Origin of the sequence: Vreelandella arctica, from assembly GCF_037070215.1 — a bacterium.
GTDB lineage: Bacteria > Pseudomonadota > Gammaproteobacteria > Pseudomonadales > Halomonadaceae > Vreelandella > Vreelandella arctica.
On the sequence record NZ_JBANSN010000047.1, the window covers coordinates 1 to 18,887 of the forward strand.

The 18,887-nt window shown below is 53.2% G+C and carries 21 protein-coding genes; 6 read left to right on the top strand and 15 right to left on the bottom strand.

The window, feature by feature from the left end; genetic code table 11:
• Positions 1–165 precede the first annotated feature (165 nt).
• Positions 166–900: a class I SAM-dependent methyltransferase gene (locus V8L70_RS21370; protein WP_041158013.1), complete on the top strand. Its 735-nt coding sequence runs from the start codon at positions 166–168 to the stop codon at positions 898–900.
• A gap of 149 nt (positions 901–1,049) precedes the next feature.
• Here V8L70_RS21370 and V8L70_RS21375 read toward each other — a convergent pair whose 3' ends face one another.
• The 4 genes from V8L70_RS21375 to V8L70_RS21390 all read right to left on the bottom strand — a co-directional run bounded on the left by V8L70_RS21375 (position 1,050) and on the right by V8L70_RS21390 (position 4,552).
• Positions 1,050–1,724, bottom strand: coding sequence for a zinc metallopeptidase (locus V8L70_RS21375; protein WP_101146529.1), 675 nt, complete (start codon positions 1,722–1,724; stop codon positions 1,050–1,052).
• Between the two features lie 144 nt (positions 1,725–1,868).
• A complete protein-coding gene (locus tag V8L70_RS21380; protein ID WP_198556039.1) occupies positions 1,869–2,987 on the bottom strand; it encodes an App1 family protein phosphatidate phosphatase in 1,119 nt (372 codons plus the stop codon).
• Positions 2,987–3,550, bottom strand: coding sequence for a type 1 glutamine amidotransferase domain-containing protein (locus V8L70_RS21385; RefSeq protein ID WP_101146527.1), 564 nt, complete (start codon positions 3,548–3,550; stop codon positions 2,987–2,989). The genes V8L70_RS21380 and V8L70_RS21385 overlap by 1 nt, the downstream gene beginning before the upstream one ends.
• 114 nt (positions 3,551–3,664) lie before the next feature.
• A complete protein-coding gene (locus tag V8L70_RS21390) occupies positions 3,665–4,552 on the bottom strand; it encodes a substrate-binding domain-containing protein (protein WP_101146526.1) in 888 nt (295 codons plus the stop codon).
• Between the two features lie 136 nt (positions 4,553–4,688).
• Between V8L70_RS21390 and V8L70_RS21395 the strand changes: the two genes are divergently transcribed.
• Genes V8L70_RS21395 through V8L70_RS21405 form a run of 3 tightly spaced genes read left to right on the top strand, consistent with a single transcriptional unit; the run spans position 4,689 to position 6,983 of the window.
• Positions 4,689–5,393, top strand: coding sequence for an ABC transporter permease (locus tag V8L70_RS21395; RefSeq protein WP_101146525.1), 705 nt, complete (start codon positions 4,689–4,691; stop codon positions 5,391–5,393).
• Positions 5,390–6,121 carry an ATP-binding cassette domain-containing protein gene (locus V8L70_RS21400; protein WP_101146524.1) on the top strand — a complete coding sequence of 244 codons (732 nt, stop codon included), beginning with the start codon at positions 5,390–5,392 and terminating at the stop codon, positions 6,119–6,121. The genes V8L70_RS21395 and V8L70_RS21400 overlap by 4 nt, the downstream gene beginning before the upstream one ends.
• Before the next feature lie 52 nt (positions 6,122–6,173).
• The gene (locus V8L70_RS21405; RefSeq protein WP_101146523.1) at positions 6,174–6,983 is read left to right on the top strand and encodes an ABC transporter substrate-binding protein; all 810 of its coding nucleotides are present in this window, start codon (positions 6,174–6,176) and stop codon (positions 6,981–6,983) included.
• A gap of 160 nt (positions 6,984–7,143) precedes the next feature.
• Here V8L70_RS21405 and cysN read toward each other — a convergent pair whose 3' ends face one another.
• The 6 genes from cysN to V8L70_RS21435 form a co-directional block, all read right to left on the bottom strand.
• Positions 7,144–8,586, bottom strand: a complete 1,443-nt coding sequence (gene cysN / locus V8L70_RS21410) for a sulfate adenylyltransferase subunit CysN (protein ID WP_101146522.1) — start codon at positions 8,584–8,586, stop codon at positions 7,144–7,146.
• A complete protein-coding gene (cysD, locus tag V8L70_RS21415) occupies positions 8,586–9,521 on the bottom strand; it encodes a sulfate adenylyltransferase subunit CysD (RefSeq protein WP_101146521.1) in 936 nt (311 codons plus the stop codon). Before cysD ends, cysN begins: the two co-directional genes overlap by 1 nt.
• 234 nt (positions 9,522–9,755) lie before the next feature.
• Positions 9,756–10,502: a metallophosphoesterase gene (locus V8L70_RS21420; protein ID WP_101146520.1), complete on the bottom strand. Its 747-nt coding sequence runs from the start codon at positions 10,500–10,502 to the stop codon at positions 9,756–9,758.
• The gene (locus V8L70_RS21425) at positions 10,502–10,948 is read right to left on the bottom strand and encodes a DUF1249 domain-containing protein (RefSeq protein ID WP_101146519.1); all 447 of its coding nucleotides are present in this window, start codon (positions 10,946–10,948) and stop codon (positions 10,502–10,504) included. The genes V8L70_RS21420 and V8L70_RS21425 overlap by 1 nt, the downstream gene beginning before the upstream one ends.
• Before the next feature lie 2 nt (positions 10,949–10,950).
• Positions 10,951–11,670 carry an NUDIX domain-containing protein gene (locus V8L70_RS21430; protein WP_101146518.1) on the bottom strand — a complete coding sequence of 240 codons (720 nt, stop codon included), beginning with the start codon at positions 11,668–11,670 and terminating at the stop codon, positions 10,951–10,953.
• A gap of 72 nt (positions 11,671–11,742) precedes the next feature.
• Complete coding sequence (locus V8L70_RS21435; RefSeq protein WP_101146517.1) at positions 11,743–12,402, bottom strand: tetratricopeptide repeat protein; 660 nt, start codon at positions 12,400–12,402, stop codon at positions 11,743–11,745.
• A 160-nt stretch (positions 12,403–12,562) separates the two neighbouring features.
• Between V8L70_RS21435 and greB the strand changes: the two genes are divergently transcribed.
• Positions 12,563–13,093, top strand: coding sequence for a transcription elongation factor GreB (greB, locus tag V8L70_RS21440; RefSeq protein ID WP_008957606.1), 531 nt, complete (start codon positions 12,563–12,565; stop codon positions 13,091–13,093).
• A 31-nt stretch (positions 13,094–13,124) separates the two neighbouring features.
• Here the strand turns inward: greB and V8L70_RS21445 are convergent, their stop codons facing one another.
• The 3 genes from V8L70_RS21445 to V8L70_RS21455 form a co-directional block, all read right to left on the bottom strand.
• Positions 13,125–13,868, bottom strand: a complete 744-nt coding sequence (locus V8L70_RS21445) for an SIMPL domain-containing protein (RefSeq protein WP_008957607.1) — start codon at positions 13,866–13,868, stop codon at positions 13,125–13,127.
• 158 nt (positions 13,869–14,026) lie between these two features.
• Entirely contained in the window at positions 14,027–14,869 is an 843-nt protein-coding gene (locus tag V8L70_RS21450; RefSeq protein WP_101146515.1) for a fumarylacetoacetate hydrolase family protein, read from the bottom strand.
• Positions 14,870–14,891: 22 nt separating this feature from the next.
• Entirely contained in the window at positions 14,892–15,632 is a 741-nt protein-coding gene (locus tag V8L70_RS21455; RefSeq protein ID WP_101146514.1) for an SDR family oxidoreductase, read from the bottom strand.
• A gap of 227 nt (positions 15,633–15,859) precedes the next feature.
• Here V8L70_RS21455 and V8L70_RS21460 point away from each other — a divergent pair, with 227 nt between their 5' ends.
• Positions 15,860–16,615, top strand: a complete 756-nt coding sequence (locus V8L70_RS21460; RefSeq protein WP_101146513.1) for a FadR/GntR family transcriptional regulator — start codon at positions 15,860–15,862, stop codon at positions 16,613–16,615.
• Positions 16,616–16,638: 23 nt separating this feature from the next.
• On the opposite strand, the gene V8L70_RS21465 is transcribed toward V8L70_RS21460, so the two are convergent.
• Both V8L70_RS21465 and V8L70_RS21470 read right to left on the bottom strand, forming a co-directional pair.
• Complete coding sequence (locus V8L70_RS21465; RefSeq protein ID WP_101146512.1) at positions 16,639–17,643, bottom strand: methyltransferase; 1,005 nt, start codon at positions 17,641–17,643, stop codon at positions 16,639–16,641.
• Positions 17,640–18,464 (bottom strand): methyltransferase domain-containing protein, encoded by an 825-nt coding sequence (locus V8L70_RS21470; RefSeq protein ID WP_101146530.1) that lies wholly within the window; start codon positions 18,462–18,464, stop codon positions 17,640–17,642. Before V8L70_RS21470 ends, V8L70_RS21465 begins: the two co-directional genes overlap by 4 nt.
• Positions 18,465–18,887: the final 423 nt, after the last annotated feature.

The window sequence follows — 18,887 nt, forward strand, 5'->3', positions numbered from 1 at the left end:
GTACGTTGAACTAGACTACAACAAACAACGGCGGCACAGTGCCATTGGGATGATCAGCCCAGAGGTATTTGAAGCCCGAATGATCGCTTAAACCAGTGTCCACTCTTGCTGGGTAAGATCAGTACAAGCATTCATACATGAGCAAATATTAGGGGATTTATTTTTATGAATACTAATTGGACTGAACAAAATATCGCCGAGCTTTTTGACGCTTATGATGATTGGGTGGAGAATGCTTTTGGCTATCAACCACTCATCGCGGAGTTAACCTGCTCTTATGGCAAGGGAATTAGTGTATTGGACTACGGCTGTGGCAGCGGCAAAGTGTCCAGAAGATTAAGAGACGACGGATTCGACTATGTCACCGGTGTTGACATCTCTCCAACAATGATTGAAAAAGCAATATCCGCAGGCACTAACCGTCTTCGCTTTGAGCAAATCCATGGTCCAAATTTGCCATTTCCTGATAACAGTTTTGAAGCTGTCATTAGTTGTTTTCTGTTTATTAACATTCCCGAAAGACGTGAACTAGTACGCATCACTACGGAAGTAATGCGCGTACTTAAACCTGGCGGCTCCTATTACATCCTCGACACTCATCCTCAAACCACCGGAGTCGATTATCCGACCTACCGCAATGGAGAGCATGGTATTTCCTATCAAGACGGAGATAATCGCCCAGTCTACCTCACGATACCGGGAAGGCAGCAACCATTAGAGATTGTCGACAAACAATGGGGTTTATCCACATATCGAAATACATTCGCCGCAGCGGGGCTTTCACTAACCACAGAACGTAATCTACCATTTGACAATTCGCAGTTGCCAGTTCATACGAATGAATTCCGCACTCTACAGGACACAAAACCCTATATTCTACTGCGCGCCACAAAGCAATAAAGACAGACAATAGGTATTAACTAAGTGCCTATGAAAAAGTAAATCAGGTATAAATATCTAGTAAGCTACTGATTTTTTTATAACCTTTAATGCACGAAAAATTATGCATAGACACTTAGTGGCACTGAAAACACAGCTTCAATACACGCTCACCGCCGCAAAATCACCAGCCAGCGCCCCAGGTTCATAACACTGGCCAGCGAGGCGGCCACATAGGTAAACGCGCAGGCGGTGAGTACGTGTCTTGCGCCTGCCATGTCGGCAGGTGGCACGTACTCTTTCAACAGCGGTAGCGCTCGATTGAAACTGGCATCGAACTCCACCGGTAACGTTACTAAGTGCACCACGGCGGCGGTACCAAAGCTGATCACCGCCATGGCAATCACGATTGCCAAGCCTCCCGGCAGGCGTGTTAATAAAAATAGAAACGGCGCGGCCACCATCAGTAGAGCACCGAGTTTTTCGGCTTTTTGAGCCACGCCGACTAACCGGCTGCGCGCTATTAGTGGCGCATACCCCTGAAAATGCTGAATGGCATGCCCCACTTCATGGGCAGCCACGGTGACAGCGGTGAGCGAACGTCCATCGTAATTATCCGGGGAAAGCCGCACGCAGCGTGTTTCAGGATCGTAATGGTCACCAAATTCCGTGCGCTCTACGCTAGCGCCCTCAACACTCAGCCGGCGTAGCAAATGATCGGCAAGTTCGGCCCCTGTGCCGGGATAATCGTCGCGGCCCTTCGTGTAGCGTTTAAGCACCCACTTGGCCCAGACATTAGGGAGCACAAAAACAGCCAGCGCAAAAATGATCAGTAGAATAACCATGGCAGTTCCAGTCCATAAAAAGCCTTGTACAAACAACCATCTAAAACAGCCGTCGTTAAACACGTTTCTCCGACGGGTAACTTTTACCATGGGGGCTGGCTTGGCAACAGCGTTAGGTAGACATGTTGTTAGGCTGGATGGGGTTTAGTCAGGGTTGTTGCGATGTTCTTCCACATCGCGCTTGACTGCCTGCAAACCATGAATAGAGATATCGCCCTGGGCGTGCGCATGTTCAGCAATCAGAACGCTATCTGCCGCTAGTACCAAATCACATTGAGTGCCGACCAACTCATCGCGCAGCCGCTGAATCGCCGCCTCTCTTTTGGGGTCTTTATCCACTCGCCGTATATAAATGGATTTAATACGGTTTGGGTAGGCTTTAACGATTTCAATGTACACTTCTGGATCGTGCTGACCGCTGTCACCAATTAATATACAAGGCAAATCGCTGTAGAGGGTCAGCATGCGGTCGATCAATTCGCGCTTATGCTCTTCTGCACGCCGTGGCCAGGGACGGCGCCAGGAGATACCCCATTCACGTAAGAAAAGGATGGGGCCCACAGGAATACGATTGATTTGAAAAAACGTTTCGAGCATTTCATAAATCGCCCAAGGCCCGCGTGAAACATATAAAATGGGCCGTTCGGCGCGCTCACTAACGCCTCGATACAACGCCTGATAAAGCGATGCGACGCCAGGAAAGGCAGTGCGGCGGTGGGGTTTTTTTACAAATAGGCGATAAAGCATTTTGAGCTTTTCTGCCACGCCGGTAAACATGACGGTGTCATCGATATCGCTAATCACCAGCAAATCCGCCTCTGGTGGCGGCACATAAACTTCTACATGGGTACGCACTGTCGCTTGGTCTTCGCGATGGACCAAGATATCGGCGCGGTGCCAGGAGACATCGATAGGAAGTGTATGGCTGATCGGCAAATGGACATCGAAATAGCCATCGCGATCTGTGCTGACACAGAGCTGATTATCACCAATTCGAACCTCTACCTGCGCATCATCAAGCCCACGGCGAAAAATACGCCGCGCGACATCAGCCGTATCACGTAACATACCATGGCGGGGAATCGCCCGACCCAGCGCGGCTTGACGAAAAACCCTGCCCATGACAAATATTTCATTCTGGGAACCATAGCCGCGGTAAGGATGAACCACCATCCCCCCACGGCTACTGTCTCCTTTGATGGGTTTAGAAATAACGTGGACAAGCCTTTTGGCAAAGCTTGCCCACTGACGCAATAGCCCCATCAAGCGTGCTGACCGGAGTGACGACCTTCCTGCAATTCTTCGAGTAACTTGGTATTAAAGGCATCCAAGTCTTTTGGCGTACGGCTGGTTACAAGGCCACTATCGACAACGACGGGTTCATCCACCCATTCAGCGCCAGCATTAAGAAGGTCTTGTGCAACGCTAGGAACAGAGGTCATACGACGCCCTTCAACTACGCCTGCGTTAATTAAAATCCATGGTGCATGGCATATAGCGGCGACAGGCTTGCCTGCCTGGAAAAACGCTTTTACGAAGCTCAACGCTTCATCGTTAGTGCGCAGTTCGTCGGGATTGAATAAGCCACCGGGCAGAACCAGCGCGTGATAGTCAGACTCATTGACATCGGCAAGAGCTTTATCAGCCTCGTAGGTATCGCCCCACTCAGTTTCCGCCCAAGCGCGGATGCCCTTACCATCAGGCGTTACAATGTGAACCTCGACGCCCTCCTTCTGTAAGGCGGCACGCGGCACGCTCAACTCAGACTCTTCAAAACCAGCGGCGGCTAAAATAGCTACTCGTTTACCATTCAGTGCTTGTTTCATCATGCTCTCCTTTTCGTGATGATTTGCGTCAGTAACGCTTCACTATTGTGGCGCATATAGTAACAGCGTCAAGCTACCCTGCTAATCAATCAAGGCTATCGGGGGGGGGGGGCGTTAGGCGTTATGTATAATCTTGCCTGTTTCAGCAATAGTGTAACCACCCAACTGGATTGAACGCTCTGCGAAACGGGCTTGTTGAGCAAACGCCATCAGCCGCTGTACGGCGGGTTCGAAATAGCTGCGCCGTTGCATAATTAAATCAAATGGCTCCTCGCAGAGAGGAACAAAACCTAATTGCTGGCGATGGGCCGCGGCTTCTACCCCCAGCCCCACATCGGCCTCGCCCTGGCAAATGCTCAATGCCAAATCATCTTCACTTAAAGAAGCATGCGGCGCCCAATGAAGCGCTGAGCTATCGATCCCCGCTTGCTGCAATAAAAAGCCAAGCAAGCGGGCCGCGCCCGCTTCAGGCTGACGATGCGCCACGCGCAAGTGTGGGCGTTTTAGGTCGTTGAGCGCCTTGATCTTCAGCGGATTATCAGTGGGCACCAGCAGCCCTTGACGTCGTGTGGCCCAGCGGACGATTAGCAGGTCACGCATTCCGCTTAAGCCGAGCGCACTGGGTTCGTTATAGCGCTGTGTTGATGGGTCCAGCAGATGAATACCGGCCAGCATGGCCTTGCCATCCAGCAGGCGACGCACGCCATCACCGCTGCCTTGGCAGAGCATGGCCAAATCAGAACCGCTTTCTCTTACGGCCCACTCCAACAAGGGGTCCTGACTACCCGCCACCACTAGCGGTACGGTTAACCGCTGCGCCTGATCCCCTTCCAAATGGCTCAGTACCCATAAATCGATCTGCTGACGTGGAAACAGCAATTTGCCGGTGACCCGGCTGCAAGGGATCTGACCCTGACTAACCAAGTCATACACCTTGCGCTCCTTCAGGCGCAGGTAGTCGGCGACTTCCGCAGTGGTTAAGTAAGCATGCCGTTCAGTCATCGCGATAAGCTCCTTCGCTGCGGTTACGCCATCAATGATTTACTGCATAAGACTGCATTAATTTCAGCCAGCAGTGCAATCGATCATTTTTCAGTACATCATGCCGAATCACACCTAATAACGACGCCATCGCTCAATGCTGACTAGTGACAACGCCTTTAGCACTGCCCTTGCGCTGATCCTGAATATGGATGACGCGTTAATCTCTATTGTGGTGCTCTCACTGCAGGTATCGCTGATGGCGGTGTTTATCGCCAGCCTAATAGCACTGCCCTTAGGTGCCGCCCTCGCGTTATGGCGCTTTCCCGGGCGTAACGTGGTGATTGTCGCCCTTAATGCCCTGATGGGCTTACCGCCAGTGGTTGCGGGGTTGTGCGTTTATTTGCTGCTTTCACGCGCAGGGCCGCTGGGTGAATGGGGTTTGCTGTTTACCCCCACGGCGATGGTCATCGCTCAAGTGATTCTGGTACTGCCGATTATCGCCGCTCTTACTCGCCAACAAGTCGAGGCCCTGCATGGCGAGTATGCCGAACAGTTGAACTCCTTGGGTCTAACACGCAACCGCATGATCCCTACCCTGTTGTGGGATGCCCGCTTTGCGCTATTGACGGTGATCTTAGCTGGCTTTGGCCGCGCCAGTGCGGAAGTAGGCGCGGTAATGATCGTGGGTGGCAATATCGATGGCGTTACGCGTGTAATGACTACCAGCATCGTGCTGGAAACCAGCAAGGGCAACCTGCCCATGGCGTTGGGTTTGGGGATTATTCTGCTCACTCTAGTCACCATGATTAACGCAATTGCCCATGTCATCGGCGAAACGGCGAAAAGGCGGTTGGGATGAATGCACACCACACTCCTCCCGTCGCGGCACTGGAACTCGATAGTGTGAGTTTTATTCATCGTGGTCACACGCTGCTCAAGCCAACCACCCTGCGTTTGGCAGGCTGCCAGCGAACGCTAATTATGGGCCCTAACGGCGCGGGAAAAAGCCTACTCATGCGCTTAGCCCACGGCCTGTTAACGCCTACTAACGGCACGGTTCGCTGGCAAGGCGAGCCACCTCCACAAGCCATGGTGTTTCAGCGCCCGGTACTGTTGCGTCGCTCAGCGCTGGACAATCTCACCTTTGTGCTAGCCATCAACAAAACGCCACGCCCCGAGCTAAAAGGACTATCTCGTAAAGCGCAGGCAATGAGTGCACTTGAGAAGTTTGGCTTAGCCCATTTAGCCAGACGCCCGGCACGGGTACTTTCCGGCGGCGAGCAGCAGCGCTTGGCGCTGGCGCGAGCATGGCTGCTCAATCCGCAGGTGCTGTTTCTAGACGAGCCTACCTCCGCGCTAGACCCCGCTGCCATCAAAGCCGTGGAAGATGCAGTGCTTGAGTTTCATCACAGCGGGACACGTATCGTGATGACCACTCACGACTTACATCAAGCGCGCCGTTTAGCTAACGATGTGCTGTTCCTACATAACGGCGAACTACTCGAGCACACGCTAGCCAATGATTTTTTTAAGGCCCCAGCTTCACGCGAGGCGGAAGCGTTTATTCGGGGCGAGCTGGTTTGGTAATCCTGAAGGGTGTGAACTCTGTGACTAATGAAAATGATAAAGGAGCAATAACATGAAGAAAGTCACCGCATTTATTACTGTAGGCGCCCTAGGGCTGACCTCCAGCGGTACGCTAATGGCGGCCGATGACTACATCACTTTGGCCTCCACCACGTCTACCGAAAACTCAGGTTTGTTCGATGCCATTATCCCGGCCTTCACCGAAGAGACGGGGATAGAGGTTCGTGTGGTCGCTGTAGGCACTGGCCAGGCATTTGAAATTGGCCGCCGTGGCGATGCCGATAGCCTCTTAGTTCACGATACCGCAGGCGAAGAGCAGTTTGTGGCCGATGGTTATGCAACTGAGCGCCTTGATGTCATGTATAACGATTTCGTGATCGTTGGCCCCAGCGCTGATCCTGCCAGCATCAGAGATAGCGACACGGCTACCGATGCCATGCAGCGTATTGCAGAGAGCGATTCACCCTTTGCCTCGCGTGGCGACGACAGCGGCACTAACCGCGCTGAACTGCGTTTATGGGAAGACGCTGGAGTCACACCACAGGGCGATTGGTACCGCGAACTGGGGAGCGGCATGGGCCCCACGCTAAATACTGCTGCCGGTATGGACGCCTATACGTTTACCGACCGCGCCACTTGGGTTGCATTTAAAAACCCACAGGATTTAACGCTGTTATTTGAAGGCGACGAAGCGCTGTTCAATCAGTATGGCAGCTTGCTGCTTTCGAAAGAGCGCCACCCGCACTTGAAGCATGACCTTGCGGCCCAGTGGCACCAATGGCTGGTCTCTGAACAGGGCCAGCAGGCGATTGCGGATTATGAGGTAGATGGTCAGCAGCTGTTTTTCCCTAACGCTGAGTAAACCTAATACCTACTGTCATTGCGAGGAGCTTGCGACGAAGCAATCTCATACCGGCGGTGACGCTAAACCTGAGATTGCCGCGTCGCTTCGCTCCTCGCAATGACGTAGGTTACGTTCTTCGCACGTATACGTTGCAAGGAACGATCAAGTCTTTCGCCAATCAGCGGTTGAATAAGCCGTTGATATCTTTGGCCTCCCAATGGGGAAAATGCTTACGCACCAGCGCATTCAGGTCGCGTTCAAAGGCGGCCCAATCGGTGGACTGTGTGGCAGTGGCTGCCTCACTTGCCGTGCCGCGAATCATCCCGGCGCCTACGGTCACATTGGTCAGTCGGTCAATGATGATAAAGCTGCCGGTACCAGGGCTGGTGCGATAATTATCCACCGGAATGGCTGCGGTCAATTCCACATCACAGCGGGCAATCGCATTAAGGCCCAGCGAATGCGTCGTATGCTTTTCCAGAGTATTCACATCGATTTGGTAATCAATGGCGCTTACCTGCCCGGAAAGATCGCGCGTCGCCAACTTAAAATCATAAAGCTTGCCTGGCGTTAACACCTCTTCGTGCATCCAGACAATATCGGCTTTAAAGGTATTGGAAAGCGGCAGTTCGCTTTCCGCTGCCACCAGCCAATCACCGCGGGAGATATCGATCTCGTCTTCCAAGGTCACAGTAATTGCTTGGCCTGGATAAGCGGCGGCAAGATCACCATCGTAGGTAACGACTCGCGCCACGGTAGAGGTTTTGCCCGAAGGCAACACCTTGACCGCTTGCCCTGGGCGAATGACACCTGCAGCCAGGGTGCCGCAGTAGCCACGAAAATCGAGATTGGGCCGGTTGACGTACTGAATCGGCAAACGCAGATCGCTGAGGTTCTGATCGCGAGTGATCTCGACGCTCTCTAATAGCTCGATCAGCGTTTCCCCTTGGTAATCGTTGGTAAAGTACCAGGGCGTTTGTTCGCTGCGATTCACCACGTTGTCGCCGTTCAGCGCGGACATGGGAACAAAGCGAATATCCGGCGCTTGCAGGTTCTCAGCAAAGGCACGGTATTCTGCAACAATTTCATTAAAACGCTGTTCGGAGAATCCCACCAGATCCATCTTGTTAACCGCAATTACTAGGTGCTGAATACCCAGCAGATCGGCGATAAAGCTATGGCGCCGAGTCTGAGTCTGCACACCGTAACGGGCATCAATCAGAATAATTGCCAGACTAGCCGTGGAAGCGCCCGTCGCCATATTGCGCGTGTACTGCTCATGCCCGGGGGTGTCGGCAATAATAAACTTGCGCTTATCGGTAGAGAAAAAGCGGTACGCCACATCAATGGTGATGCCCTGCTCACGTTCTGACTGCAAGCCATCCACTAATAGCGCCAAATCAACGGTATCACCGGTGGTGCCGCTGGTTTTAGATGCCTGAGTGATGGCAGCCAACTGATCTTCAAAGATCATTTTCGAGTCATGGAGCATACGACCGATCAGCGTCGATTTACCGTCGTCCACGCTGCCGCAAGTAATAAAGCGCAGCAGATCCTTGTTTTCATGTTCGTGGAGGTACTGCTCGATATTATCAGCGATTAAATTGGATTGGTGAGACATTAGAAGTACCCCTCGCGCTTTTTCTTCTCCATCGAGCCCACTTGATCGCGGTCAATGGCACGGCCACTTCGCTCACTGGTTCGGGTCAGCAGCATCTCTTGAATAATTTCTGGAAGCGTCGCGGCTTCGGATTCCACAGCGCCGGTCAGCGGGTAACAACCAAGCGTTCTAAAACGCACCGATTTCTCTTCCGGCACTTCACCAGGCGCTAAAGGCAAGCGGTCGTCATCGACCATAATCTGCATACCGTCACGCTCGACTACCGGGCGCTTGGCAGAGTAGTAAAGAGGCACGATGGGGATCGATTCCAGATAGATGTACTGCCAGATATCCAGCTCGGTCCAATTGGAGAGTGGGAATACGCGGATCGATTCGCCTTTATTGACCTTGGCGTTATACACGTTCCACAGCTCAGGGCGCTGATTCTTGGGATCCCAGCGGTGGTACTTATCGCGAAACGAATAAACGCGCTCCTTGGCACGCGAGGCTTCTTCATCGCGGCGGGCGCCACCGAAGGCTGCATCAAAACCGTATTTATCCAGCGCTTGCTTGAGCGCCTGAGTTTTCATGATATCGGTGTATTTGGCACTGCCGTGGTCGAACGGGTTGATATTGGCTGCCCGTCCCTCTTCGTTGGTATGCACGATCAGCTCCATACCCGCTTCTTCTGCCATGCGGTTACGAAACTCGATCATTTCGCGAAACTTCCATGTCGTATCTACATGCATCAGCGGGAATGGTGGTGTCCCCGGGTAAAAGGCTTTACGCGCCAAATGCAGCATGACCGACGAGTCTTTACCAATGGAGTACATCATCACTGGGTTGGAAAATTCAGCAGCGACTTCACGAATAATATGAATAGACTCGGCTTCTAATTGCTTGAGGTGGGTCAAGCGCGCGGCATCAGGGGCATTAAAAGCCTCCTGCCGTGGCACTGAAGATCGCGTCTCTGAAGAACTTGCCTTTGAAGACCGTTCCTTTGAAGACAATGTAGACAATTGGGTCATAGCCCCTTACCTCGCAAGAACAAGCTCGTTACACAAGCTAAAAAGTATTTTATGTTCGAATGCGGGTAGGGTAACGCCGAGTTGATAATAACCCAAAAGAATTAATAACTATCTTTTTATTCCTTAATCACCTAACGAAGGCTAAGTAAGGGGACATATCTGTCAATCAATGCGCTCAATCCAGCTCTGCCACTCGCTGCCTAGGCGCTCACTCCACTGTAAATCGATAACGCGGTAGCCAGGCCGGGATGCTTCATCAATAGCAAACTGCTCCGCTCCAGGTAGGAACTGATCCGCCATGGCTGGGCAACCGTAAACGTCAATAGTGGTCTCACCCACGCGGTGGTGTTCAGCGTAGGCTTGGTGCACATGACCAAACAGGATGATATGAACATGGGTATGTTTGCTTAGCAGCGCCCAAAAAGCGTCGCGATCCTGAAGGCCAATGGCATCCATCCACACTGCCCCCACGTTCACCGGCGGGTGGTGCATGGCAATCAAGATTGGCCGAGTGTCGGCCTGCAAGCGTTCCGCCAGCGCAGCAAGCTGCTCACTCCCGAGTTCACCGTAAGGCTTGCCCTCTACCTGGGTATTGAGCAGCAAAATGCGCCAGGCATTCAAGTCGATTTCATCCACCAGCGGACGCTCGGCGGCCATGAACTCGGGTTGATCGTGATTACCTGGCAGCCAGTACCAAGGGCAAGGCAGCTGCTCCATCGCCTGCACCGCCAAGGCGTATGATGCAGCGGATTCGTCCTGGCTGATATCACCCGTAAACAGCACGATTTCAGGTTGCTCATCTACAACCGCACTGATCACCTGCTGAAACTGCCGCCAGGGAATACCTGCACGGGAACGTGCCTTGGTGTCTGCATAGAGATGGGCGTCGGTAATCTGAACCACTCGCATCAAGGCATCTCCGGCACGTCAACGGTGTGGCCGTGAGCAAGGCCATGCGCCAGCCACTCGCCTAAGAAGCGGTTGAGCTGGAGCTTTTCATCCGGTTGGTGCATGCGGGCGTTCGGGTATCGATAGCGGCCGCTGAAATGACGTTCGCGCTGAAAGTCGGTCACTTCTGCCATGCGGACATCATGATAGAGATGCACACGCATTCGCGGCCCCTCAATAACGGTGTCTAGCGGACCGGTCTGGGAAACATTCACCATGGTGGTATAAGGCGCCTGCTCTTGAATATAGAGGTGCAGGTCACCGAAATGCTGTTTATCACCGCGCAGGGCAATATCACGGCGCTGGCCGGCCTCCATATCGCCCACCAAGCGCACCAAACGCAAATAATTGGCGCTGCACTCCCCTTGGAGCGATTTTAAATCGGTGACATAGGCCGTTCTCGCCATATTCACTCCTCGTTTGTTTCGCTTTGTGTCAACACCCGCTGTGAAGCGGCGCGAAGTGAGGCTCGTTGGCTATTAAGCCAATGTAGTCCAATCAGACACATGGCGTTGTCGAGTCGTCCTTGCGTCAAGAGCTCCCAGGCATTGGCAAACGGCATGACATGTACCCGAATGTCCTCATGCTCTTCGTCTAAGCCATGAATCCCGCCTAGCCCTTGGCAATCCACCAAACCACAAAATAGGGTCACTTGCTCGTTGCAGGCGCCAGGGCTTGGATAATAAGTGTGTAATTTGGTCAGTTCGGCCACTTTACAACCCGCTTCTTCCCACGCTTCACGACGGGCCACATCTTCCAGCGACTCGCCATCTTCGACCAGGCCCGCCACCAGTTCGAGCTTCCAGGGAGACACGGCATCATCGATGGCGCCTGCGCGAAACTGCTCAATCAATACCATTAAATCGCGGGCAGGGTCGTAAAGCAGCACACCCACCGCATCAAAACGGCTGTGTACTTCTCGGCGCACAGGTTCGCTCCAGCCACCTTCGAATAGGCGGTGACGAAGCTCCAGGCCTTCCAGGCGGAAAAAACCCTGATGCAACGCCTCACGCTTGATCAGCTCAACATCACCGCGCTTTAACTGCGGAACGCTAAGTGATGTGCTTCGAAAAGGGGCCTTTTGAGATGGAGAATTTCCAAACTCAGCGTTTTTAGGGCTAGACGCCATGGGGCACTCCCGGTGGTGACAATCGCTCTATTATCAGTGCTTGCCACCGGGAATGCCAATCCAGTTAGCGGATTAAAGCTGATTGAGCAGCGCCTCGGCATCGCGACGCAACGCTTCATCCGAGACTTGCCGGTTCTCGCGAGCGGTGCCGTTAACCGCCCGCTGGGCGTGCTCACGCGCTGCCTGCTCATTGCCCTCTTCTTTCAAGAAAGCGGCATAGTAGTAGTTAACATCGATACCGTCCGGGCGGATTTCCAGGGCACGCTGGAACATCCGTTCAGCCGTCTCGCTATTGCCGAAGCCGAGTGGCCGACCCGGCGCGCGGTCGTAAAGCGCGCCTAGCGTGACGTAGGCCGAACCGCTCAGCCCTTGAGGATCGATTTCAATCGCTTCCTCTAGTGCATCGCGCGCATCACCTGCAGTTCCCAAGGCGCCCAAGCCACCCCTTTCCCGGGCATAGGAGGCCAAAATAATGCCCTGCCAGACAAGTACGTCAGCTTCATCTTCGTGCTGTTCAGCCAATTGTTCCACTTCGCCTGCCAACGCTTTCAACGTACTTTCCCGCTCATTGGCAGGCATCTCCGTCACGGTATGCTCCCAGCGGTTTTTCAGTGAAAACAGCTCGCCTTCGAAGGCGGTCGCGGTCAACGGTGACAGCACCAGCGCGGTACCCATCGCGGCGGCGATCAGGGAACGTGGTAAAGACATGGGTAAAAAAGAGAGAGTTCGCATACATGCTCCTGAATTATTATTGTCCAGCGTAGACCTACCAATGGCGGGCCTCTCGCATAATGTAACGAACGTTTGAATGATTCGCCAGTGGCATGTTGCTTGGTATGCTTCGCGCAATTAACGTAAAGTAGGTAGCTCGAAACACGAAGGGGAACAGGTAATGAAAGGCCGCAACATGACCCGCTGGCGCGATCCAGCCAAAGATCCGCGTCAAGCCCCTAAGAGCAATCTGATCACCCCGGAAGGGGCGTCACGTCTGCGCGCTATACTGGATCATCTTTCACGGGTTAAACGCCCGGCCCTTTCAGAGAAAGTCGGCGAAGCCGCCGCTCAGGGCGATCGCAGTGAAAACGCAGATTACACTTATAATAAGAAAGAGCTGAATCGGGTTATTGCCCGGATTACCTACCTGACAAAACGTTTAGACGAACTGCAAATTGTCGACCGGCTGCCTGCCGATACTAGCAAGGTGTTTTTCGGCGCCTATGTGAGCCTGGAAGATGAAAACGGCGAGCAGGTACATCTCAGGATTGTGGGCCACGATGAAATCGACACTAAAAAACGCTGGATCAGTATCGATGCCCCCATGGCCAAGGCCCTGCTGAGCAAGCAGATAGGCGATGAGGCGAAGGTGCTCACACCCAATGGTGAGATGTTTTATACCATCACCGCCCTAGACTACACAGGCTGACCGCCCTTCCCTTGGCGCCTTCCTATTAAGCCTAGTCCTGCAAAGAATAGTCCTGTAAAGAATAGTCCACCGTGGTGACGACGCGGACGCGTTTGGTTTGTGGCGTATAGCTATCCAGGTCTTCAATGGAAAAGTAGCCTTGAGTGGCCTGACGAATCTGCCCCACTTGGCTACCGGAATCTTCAGCAAACTGCTGTGCGGCGTTGCGCGCATCCGCCGTTGCCGCTGCAATCATTTCGGGTTTGATCGCATCCAGGCCGGTAAACAGGAATTCCGTGCGGTATTCATAGCTGGGTGAAAGCAGCACGCCTTCACGCACCAGCGAAGTAGCGCTAGGGATCGCCTTAATCACGCCCTCGACATCAGGTGAGCGCAGTAATAGCGTTGCTTCAGCCCGGTAACGCTCGTCTGGGCGCTGGCCGCTATATTGATTGCTAAACTGATCGGTAATTCGCGGCGGAGTGGAACTGACATGCTCCGGCGCAAATCCCTGGGCCTGAAGGAAAGCGCGAATCGACTGCTCGTCATCGGATAGCTGCTGCTCCAGGTCACTCAAGGTGTTGGCGCTGACACTGTAGTTGAACGGCCAAAGCACTAAATCTGCTGGCACTTCCCGCTCTGACAAGCCGCGCACCGTCACGCTGCGGGACGACTGCTGCCACACTTCGGCAGCCCCTTTGATATAGCTACCGCCGACAACCAGCCCTATCGCTAACAACCCACCAAGCAAAACGGCACTTGCCAGTACCGCCGTATTTCGAATACTGCCCGCCATTTCAGCCACTCCTACAAACTGCCGTTAAATTAACGACTACTTATTTGCATCATAGACCTTAAAGGTCAATTCGTGGGCGGCTGATTGTGGCAAGTTTGAGGAAGCGGTGAATATTAGCGATCGTGGCTTTTGGTGCGCATACCACCGCCTCGTCGCGTTCAGGCTTGTACTACGCGCTGCTGCTGCTCACCCAAGCCTTCGATACCTAAGCGCATTTGCTGCCCATCACGTAGGTAAACCGGGGGTTTCTGCCCCATCCCTACGCCGGGCGGTGTACCGGTCGAAATTACATCACCGGGCTGCAGGCTCATGAAACGACTCAAGTAACTGATCAGAAAAGGCACTTGATACACCATGGTGCGCGTACTGCCATCCTGGTAACGCTTGCCGTCCACTTCCAGCCACATGCTCAATTGATGGGGGTCAGCCACCTCATCGCGCGTGACCAGCCAGGGGCCCAAGGGGCCAAACGTATCGCAACCCTTGCCCTTGTCCCAGGTACCACTCCGCTCCAGCTGGAACTCACGCTCAGACACGTCGTTGACCACACAGTAGCCGGCCACATGGGACATAGCATCGGCTTCATCGATATAACGACCGCCTTTGCCGATAATCACGCCAAGCTCAACCTCCCAATCGGTCTTCTTTGAGCCACGTGGAATTTCCACATCGTCATTGGGGCCACAGATGGCGCTGGTCCATTTGTTAAAAATCACGGGCTCTGGCGGCACCTCGGCGCCGGTTTCCGCCGCATGATCGGAGTAGTTGAGGCCAATACAGATAAACTTGCCCACCCGGCCAACGCAGGGCCCCAGACGCACATCCGCCGCCACTTCAGGCAGTGAAGAAAGATCCATACCACCCAATTTCTGCAGCGCTTCATCACTCAACTGGTCACCGGCAATGTCGTCAATAACGGCAGAAAGATCACGCACCTTTCCCTGGCTATCAAGAATGCCTGGCTTTTCCTGACCAGACGCTCCAAAACGTAAAAGTTTCATAGTGTTATACCTTATTAAATGATCAGCTTGCCCAGCCGCCATCAATCAGTTGTGTGGTGCCTGTAATAAACGCTGCTTCATCACTGGCCAGGAAAGTGGCTAGCGCTGCAACTTCTTCCACCCGTCCTAGCCTACCCATTGGCTGACGCGCAATAAAGGAGGCAAGAACATCAGCATCGCTGCGCCCCTCTTTACGAGCCTGCTCAGCAATACGCTGATTCAACGAGGGTGAGTCGACGGTACCAGGGCAGATGGCATTGCAGCGAATGCCTTGGGTCATGAAATCGGCGGCGACTGATTTGGTGAGGCCGATGACGGCTGCTTTGGACGTGCCATAAGCGCAGCGATTCGCCACGCCTTTAACGCTGGATGCCAGAGAAGCCATGTTGATAATACTGCCACCCCCGTTTGCCAACATGCCAGGTAAAAAAGCCTGCAAGGTATGAAACATGGAAGTAACGTTCAGATCCATCGACCGTTGCCAGGTGGCCTCATCACATTCAAGTACGGTGCCTCCTGCCACCATGCCAGCACAGTTGAAGAGAATATCCACATTAGGCAGCGAACTGGCTAATTCATGGATCGCTTTGCTATCCGTGACATCCAGACAATACGCTTCAACGCCTGCAACCCCCTCCAGCATGGCAATATCAATGTCCGTTGCGAATACGCGCGCCCCTTCAGCTACAAAGCGTTCTGCACTGGCGCGCCCGATGCCATTGGCAGCAGCAGTGATAAGCGCCGTTTTGTTCTTGAGTCTCATAGGCTGGATAACCTCTTCGTCGCTATCGCATGGCCACAACAATCGTGGGATCATAGAATAGGTCAAGACAACCAAACGCCTAATGGCCTGACCAATAAAACGAGTATGCTAGAGAGGCTTTGATACTGGCAAGGCAGCAAATAGCTCAATAGTACTTTTAAAGGGTCAACTTTAGTCGCGTTTAACGCTTATTAACCACTTGTTGAAACGGGCAGGAAACATCTCGCATGCCAATTCAAACCATCCGCTCCCAGCGGCTCTATCGCCAGATTGCGGATCAACTGCAGCAGCTGATTCACGCGGGCGAGTTTCCACCAGGCACACTACTGCCTCCCGAACGGGAGCTAGCAAACTCCCTGGGCGTCAGCCGCGCTTCCGTCAGGGAGGCCTTGATTGCGCTAGAAGTCATTGGGCAAGTTGCCGTCAAAGTGGGTCACGGCGTGGTGGTGCTTGAGTCTAGCTCAGCGACGATGGAGCCCGTCATGCGCGCAGCGGCACGCACCGAGGCTTGGGCACTAGACCCTGAATTTGAGAGCGAAATTGAGCTTAACCTGGACGAAGAAATCCCGCCCTTTTCACTGCTCCAGACACGCCGCTATCTAGAGCCAGAGATTGCGGCGCTAGCGGCCCTGAGTGCCAGCGAAGAGGATCTAAAGGCGATCCGCCTCGCCTTTGAGCGAAATGTAACTGATAACGCTGATGGCGGGCGCAACTGCGCAGGCGACCGTTTACTGCATATTCGCATCGCCGAGGCCTCAGGGAACGCAGCCTACGCGCTCGTCATCAAGCACCTGCTTGGTCATCAGTACGGTGCCATGTTCCGCCGCCTGCAAGAACTATTTATGGAAACGGACATGCCAAAACGCTCTCAGGAGGATCATGAGAGGATCGTAAAGGCGATTGAAGCGCGTGATCCAACTGCCGCCCGCCACGCCATGGAAGTCCATCTTGACCATGTATTGAATGTTTTCTTCGCTGAGTAAACCACGCTTCATATTTTGCGTGATTAACGGCTTGGTTTAATCGCGCCGTACACCTTAAAACGGCGATTGTCCGCCAGGGTATGAAAGTCCTGAAAGGCACGTTGCAAATGATCGGGATAAGGCAAAAAACCGTTCGCCACAATGACTAGGCGTCCACCAGGGCTTAAATGTTCAGGCGCTTGGCTAATCAAGCGCTGGCTTGGGCCATAGCTGATATCGCGCTCTTTATGGAAGGGGGGATTGCTGATAATCCAGTCAAACTGCTCATCCTCAAGCGCGCTAAAGACATCGCTACAGAGTACTCGCCCTTCGAGCCCATTCGCGGCTAACGTGCGCTTACAGGCTTCTATCGCAAAGGCACTAATATCCACGGCGGTCACAAGGTGGCCACGCTGGGCCAACCAAGCGCTGACAATACCGTCGCCACAGCCCATATCCAGTACTTTGAGCGGTTTTTTCGGCAAGCTATCCTCAATGCTTTCCAACATTAGCAGCGTACCTTCATCGACTTTGCCATGGCCAAAGACACCGGGATGGCTGGCCAGCGTTAACCCCAGCGCTTCAATGTTTTGCCAAGCGCTATCACTAGCTGAATCTAACGCAATAGTATGGGTGGCAAAGAGTGAACAGCGACGCGCGTTATCGCGCTTGTCCCACGTCATTCCCAGCTCATCCAGCATCTTGGGAACGCGCTTGATCCCCCCTTGATGCTCGCCAACAATCTCTAACGGCGTGCCGCTAGGTAGCTGTTCACATAACCACTGCAGCCACCAGATACCTAACTGATGGGCTTTTGGCCAAAACAGCACCACTTCTTTTCCTAATGGCTCACCCGCGGCCAAGTCAAAAGGTGTCCGGGCTTGCTTGCCCTTTGCCTTCCATTCATTTAGCACCGAAAAATCACCGCTCAACACTCCCGCTGACTGGTCAATAAGCCAGCTATCCACAGGCGGGCCTACGACCCACAGCGCTGTGTACTTATCTCTTTGGCGCTCTAATAACTGACACGCAGGGGCTTGGGCACTCATTCAGGATTCTCCGGTTTCGTTAATGTGTACAGTAGGTAACGACCCAATCGCCAATGCGGGTCTTGGCGACAGTACTGTTTTTCCAGCGCCAGTAGCGTTTCTTTTTCTGCAGGCGTTGCGGGGGGATGGCGTAAGTAATCTTGAAACACTCGGATGCCAGCTACGGCATCTATTTTCAGTCCGTTTGCTGCGCTCCACTGGGCAATGTCGCCGTGCGTTACCGGCGAAATGGGCGTTAAACGTTGCCGTTTTCCCTTCCCCTCCAATCGGTCACTCAACGCCTTCTCAAGATTGCCTTTAACCACATTAGAGAAACGCAGGGCATCGCGATTAAACACCATCAAGCTAAGCTGGCCACCAGGCGCCAGCAGATCACTTAAGTTAGCCAGGGCTGCTTGCGGGTCACCCAGCCACTCCAACACTGCGTGGCAAGTAATCAGCGACCATGGCCCCGGGGACTGCGGGGGCAGGTCCTGCAAGGACGCTTGTCGGTAAGTAATGGAGTAGTGAGGTAGCGTCGGGTCATCGTGATGCCACTGTTGGGCATAACTGAGCATGTCTTTCGAAGGCTCCGCCATGGTTACCTTATGCCCACGCTTGGCAAACCACGCCGTTTGTTGGCCCAGACCACCGCCCACGTCAAGGACATTCTGCTCGTTTAAAAGCAACATTTGCGGCAATAAATAGTCAAGCATCGCTAAGCGCAACTCGCCACGGGGTGCCTGATAGAGTGAACGAGAGAACTTATCGACCAAGCCATCGAAATAGCGATCGCCAGCCTCTGTTAAGTCATAGCTTTTTGGTACATCGTTTGGGTGCATACCGTGGGCATCGCTTTTGCGAGAAAAGGCGCAGTTTACCTGATTCGTCCTGCTCAGCCGAACGGCATACTTCACAACGCCTCTTATAGCAAAAAGCTATCAAAAAACCACCCTACATAACAAAAATAAAAATGAATAGTTTTGCAAATAGGCGTTAAATGATGGCTAATCAACTCATCAATAGGTATTTCCGAGGGTAAAGGGGGGTTAGCGCTACTATAATAATGCTAATTTGTAAAAGTCATCACCAAGACAATAGCTAACTAAAAAACAAATATGGTGAATATGACATGTCAATCCATAGAGTTAAGCTCAAGTCTGGTGTATGGGAGGAGGTAGGAAGGGTGGCGTATCCTGTTGATTGATCACGACCAAGATCTCAACCAACACGAGTGGATACGCCATGACCGATTCTACCCTCCG

What these genes read in the sequence shown, in the direction of transcription:
- V8L70_RS21370 (WP_041158013.1), top strand. Translation starts at nt 166, where the DNA reads ATGAATACTAATTGGACTGAACAAAATATCGCCGAGCTTTTTGACGCT.
- V8L70_RS21375 (WP_101146529.1), bottom strand. Translation starts at nt 1,724, where the DNA reads ATGGTTATTCTACTGATCATTTTTGCGCTGGCTGTTTTTGTGCTCCCT.
- V8L70_RS21380 (WP_198556039.1), bottom strand. Translation starts at nt 2,987, where the DNA reads ATGGGGCTATTGCGTCAGTGGGCAAGCTTTGCCAAAAGGCTTGTCCAC.
- V8L70_RS21385 (WP_101146527.1), bottom strand. Translation starts at nt 3,550, where the DNA reads ATGAAACAAGCACTGAATGGTAAACGAGTAGCTATTTTAGCCGCCGCT.
- V8L70_RS21390 (WP_101146526.1), bottom strand. Translation starts at nt 4,552, where the DNA reads ATGACTGAACGGCATGCTTACTTAACCACTGCGGAAGTCGCCGACTAC.
- V8L70_RS21395 (WP_101146525.1), top strand. Translation starts at nt 4,689, where the DNA reads ATGCTGACTAGTGACAACGCCTTTAGCACTGCCCTTGCGCTGATCCTG.
- V8L70_RS21400 (WP_101146524.1), top strand. Translation starts at nt 5,390, where the DNA reads ATGAATGCACACCACACTCCTCCCGTCGCGGCACTGGAACTCGATAGT.
- V8L70_RS21405 (WP_101146523.1), top strand. Translation starts at nt 6,174, where the DNA reads ATGAAGAAAGTCACCGCATTTATTACTGTAGGCGCCCTAGGGCTGACC.
- cysN (WP_101146522.1), bottom strand. Translation starts at nt 8,586, where the DNA reads ATGTCTCACCAATCCAATTTAATCGCTGATAATATCGAGCAGTACCTC.
- V8L70_RS21420 (WP_101146520.1), bottom strand. Translation starts at nt 10,502, where the DNA reads ATGCGAGTGGTTCAGATTACCGACGCCCATCTCTATGCAGACACCAAG.
- V8L70_RS21425 (WP_101146519.1), bottom strand. Translation starts at nt 10,948, where the DNA reads ATGGCGAGAACGGCCTATGTCACCGATTTAAAATCGCTCCAAGGGGAG.
- V8L70_RS21430 (WP_101146518.1), bottom strand. Translation starts at nt 11,670, where the DNA reads ATGGCGTCTAGCCCTAAAAACGCTGAGTTTGGAAATTCTCCATCTCAA.
- V8L70_RS21435 (WP_101146517.1), bottom strand. Translation starts at nt 12,402, where the DNA reads ATGCGAACTCTCTCTTTTTTACCCATGTCTTTACCACGTTCCCTGATC.
- greB (WP_008957606.1), top strand. Translation starts at nt 12,563, where the DNA reads ATGAAAGGCCGCAACATGACCCGCTGGCGCGATCCAGCCAAAGATCCG.
- V8L70_RS21445 (WP_008957607.1), bottom strand. Translation starts at nt 13,868, where the DNA reads ATGGCGGGCAGTATTCGAAATACGGCGGTACTGGCAAGTGCCGTTTTG.
- V8L70_RS21450 (WP_101146515.1), bottom strand. Translation starts at nt 14,869, where the DNA reads ATGAAACTTTTACGTTTTGGAGCGTCTGGTCAGGAAAAGCCAGGCATT.
- V8L70_RS21455 (WP_101146514.1), bottom strand. Translation starts at nt 15,632, where the DNA reads ATGAGACTCAAGAACAAAACGGCGCTTATCACTGCTGCTGCCAATGGC.
- V8L70_RS21460 (WP_101146513.1), top strand. Translation starts at nt 15,860, where the DNA reads ATGCCAATTCAAACCATCCGCTCCCAGCGGCTCTATCGCCAGATTGCG.
- V8L70_RS21465 (WP_101146512.1), bottom strand. Translation starts at nt 17,643, where the DNA reads ATGAGTGCCCAAGCCCCTGCGTGTCAGTTATTAGAGCGCCAAAGAGAT.
- V8L70_RS21470 (WP_101146530.1), bottom strand. Translation starts at nt 18,464, where the DNA reads ATGCACCCAAACGATGTACCAAAAAGCTATGACTTAACAGAGGCTGGC.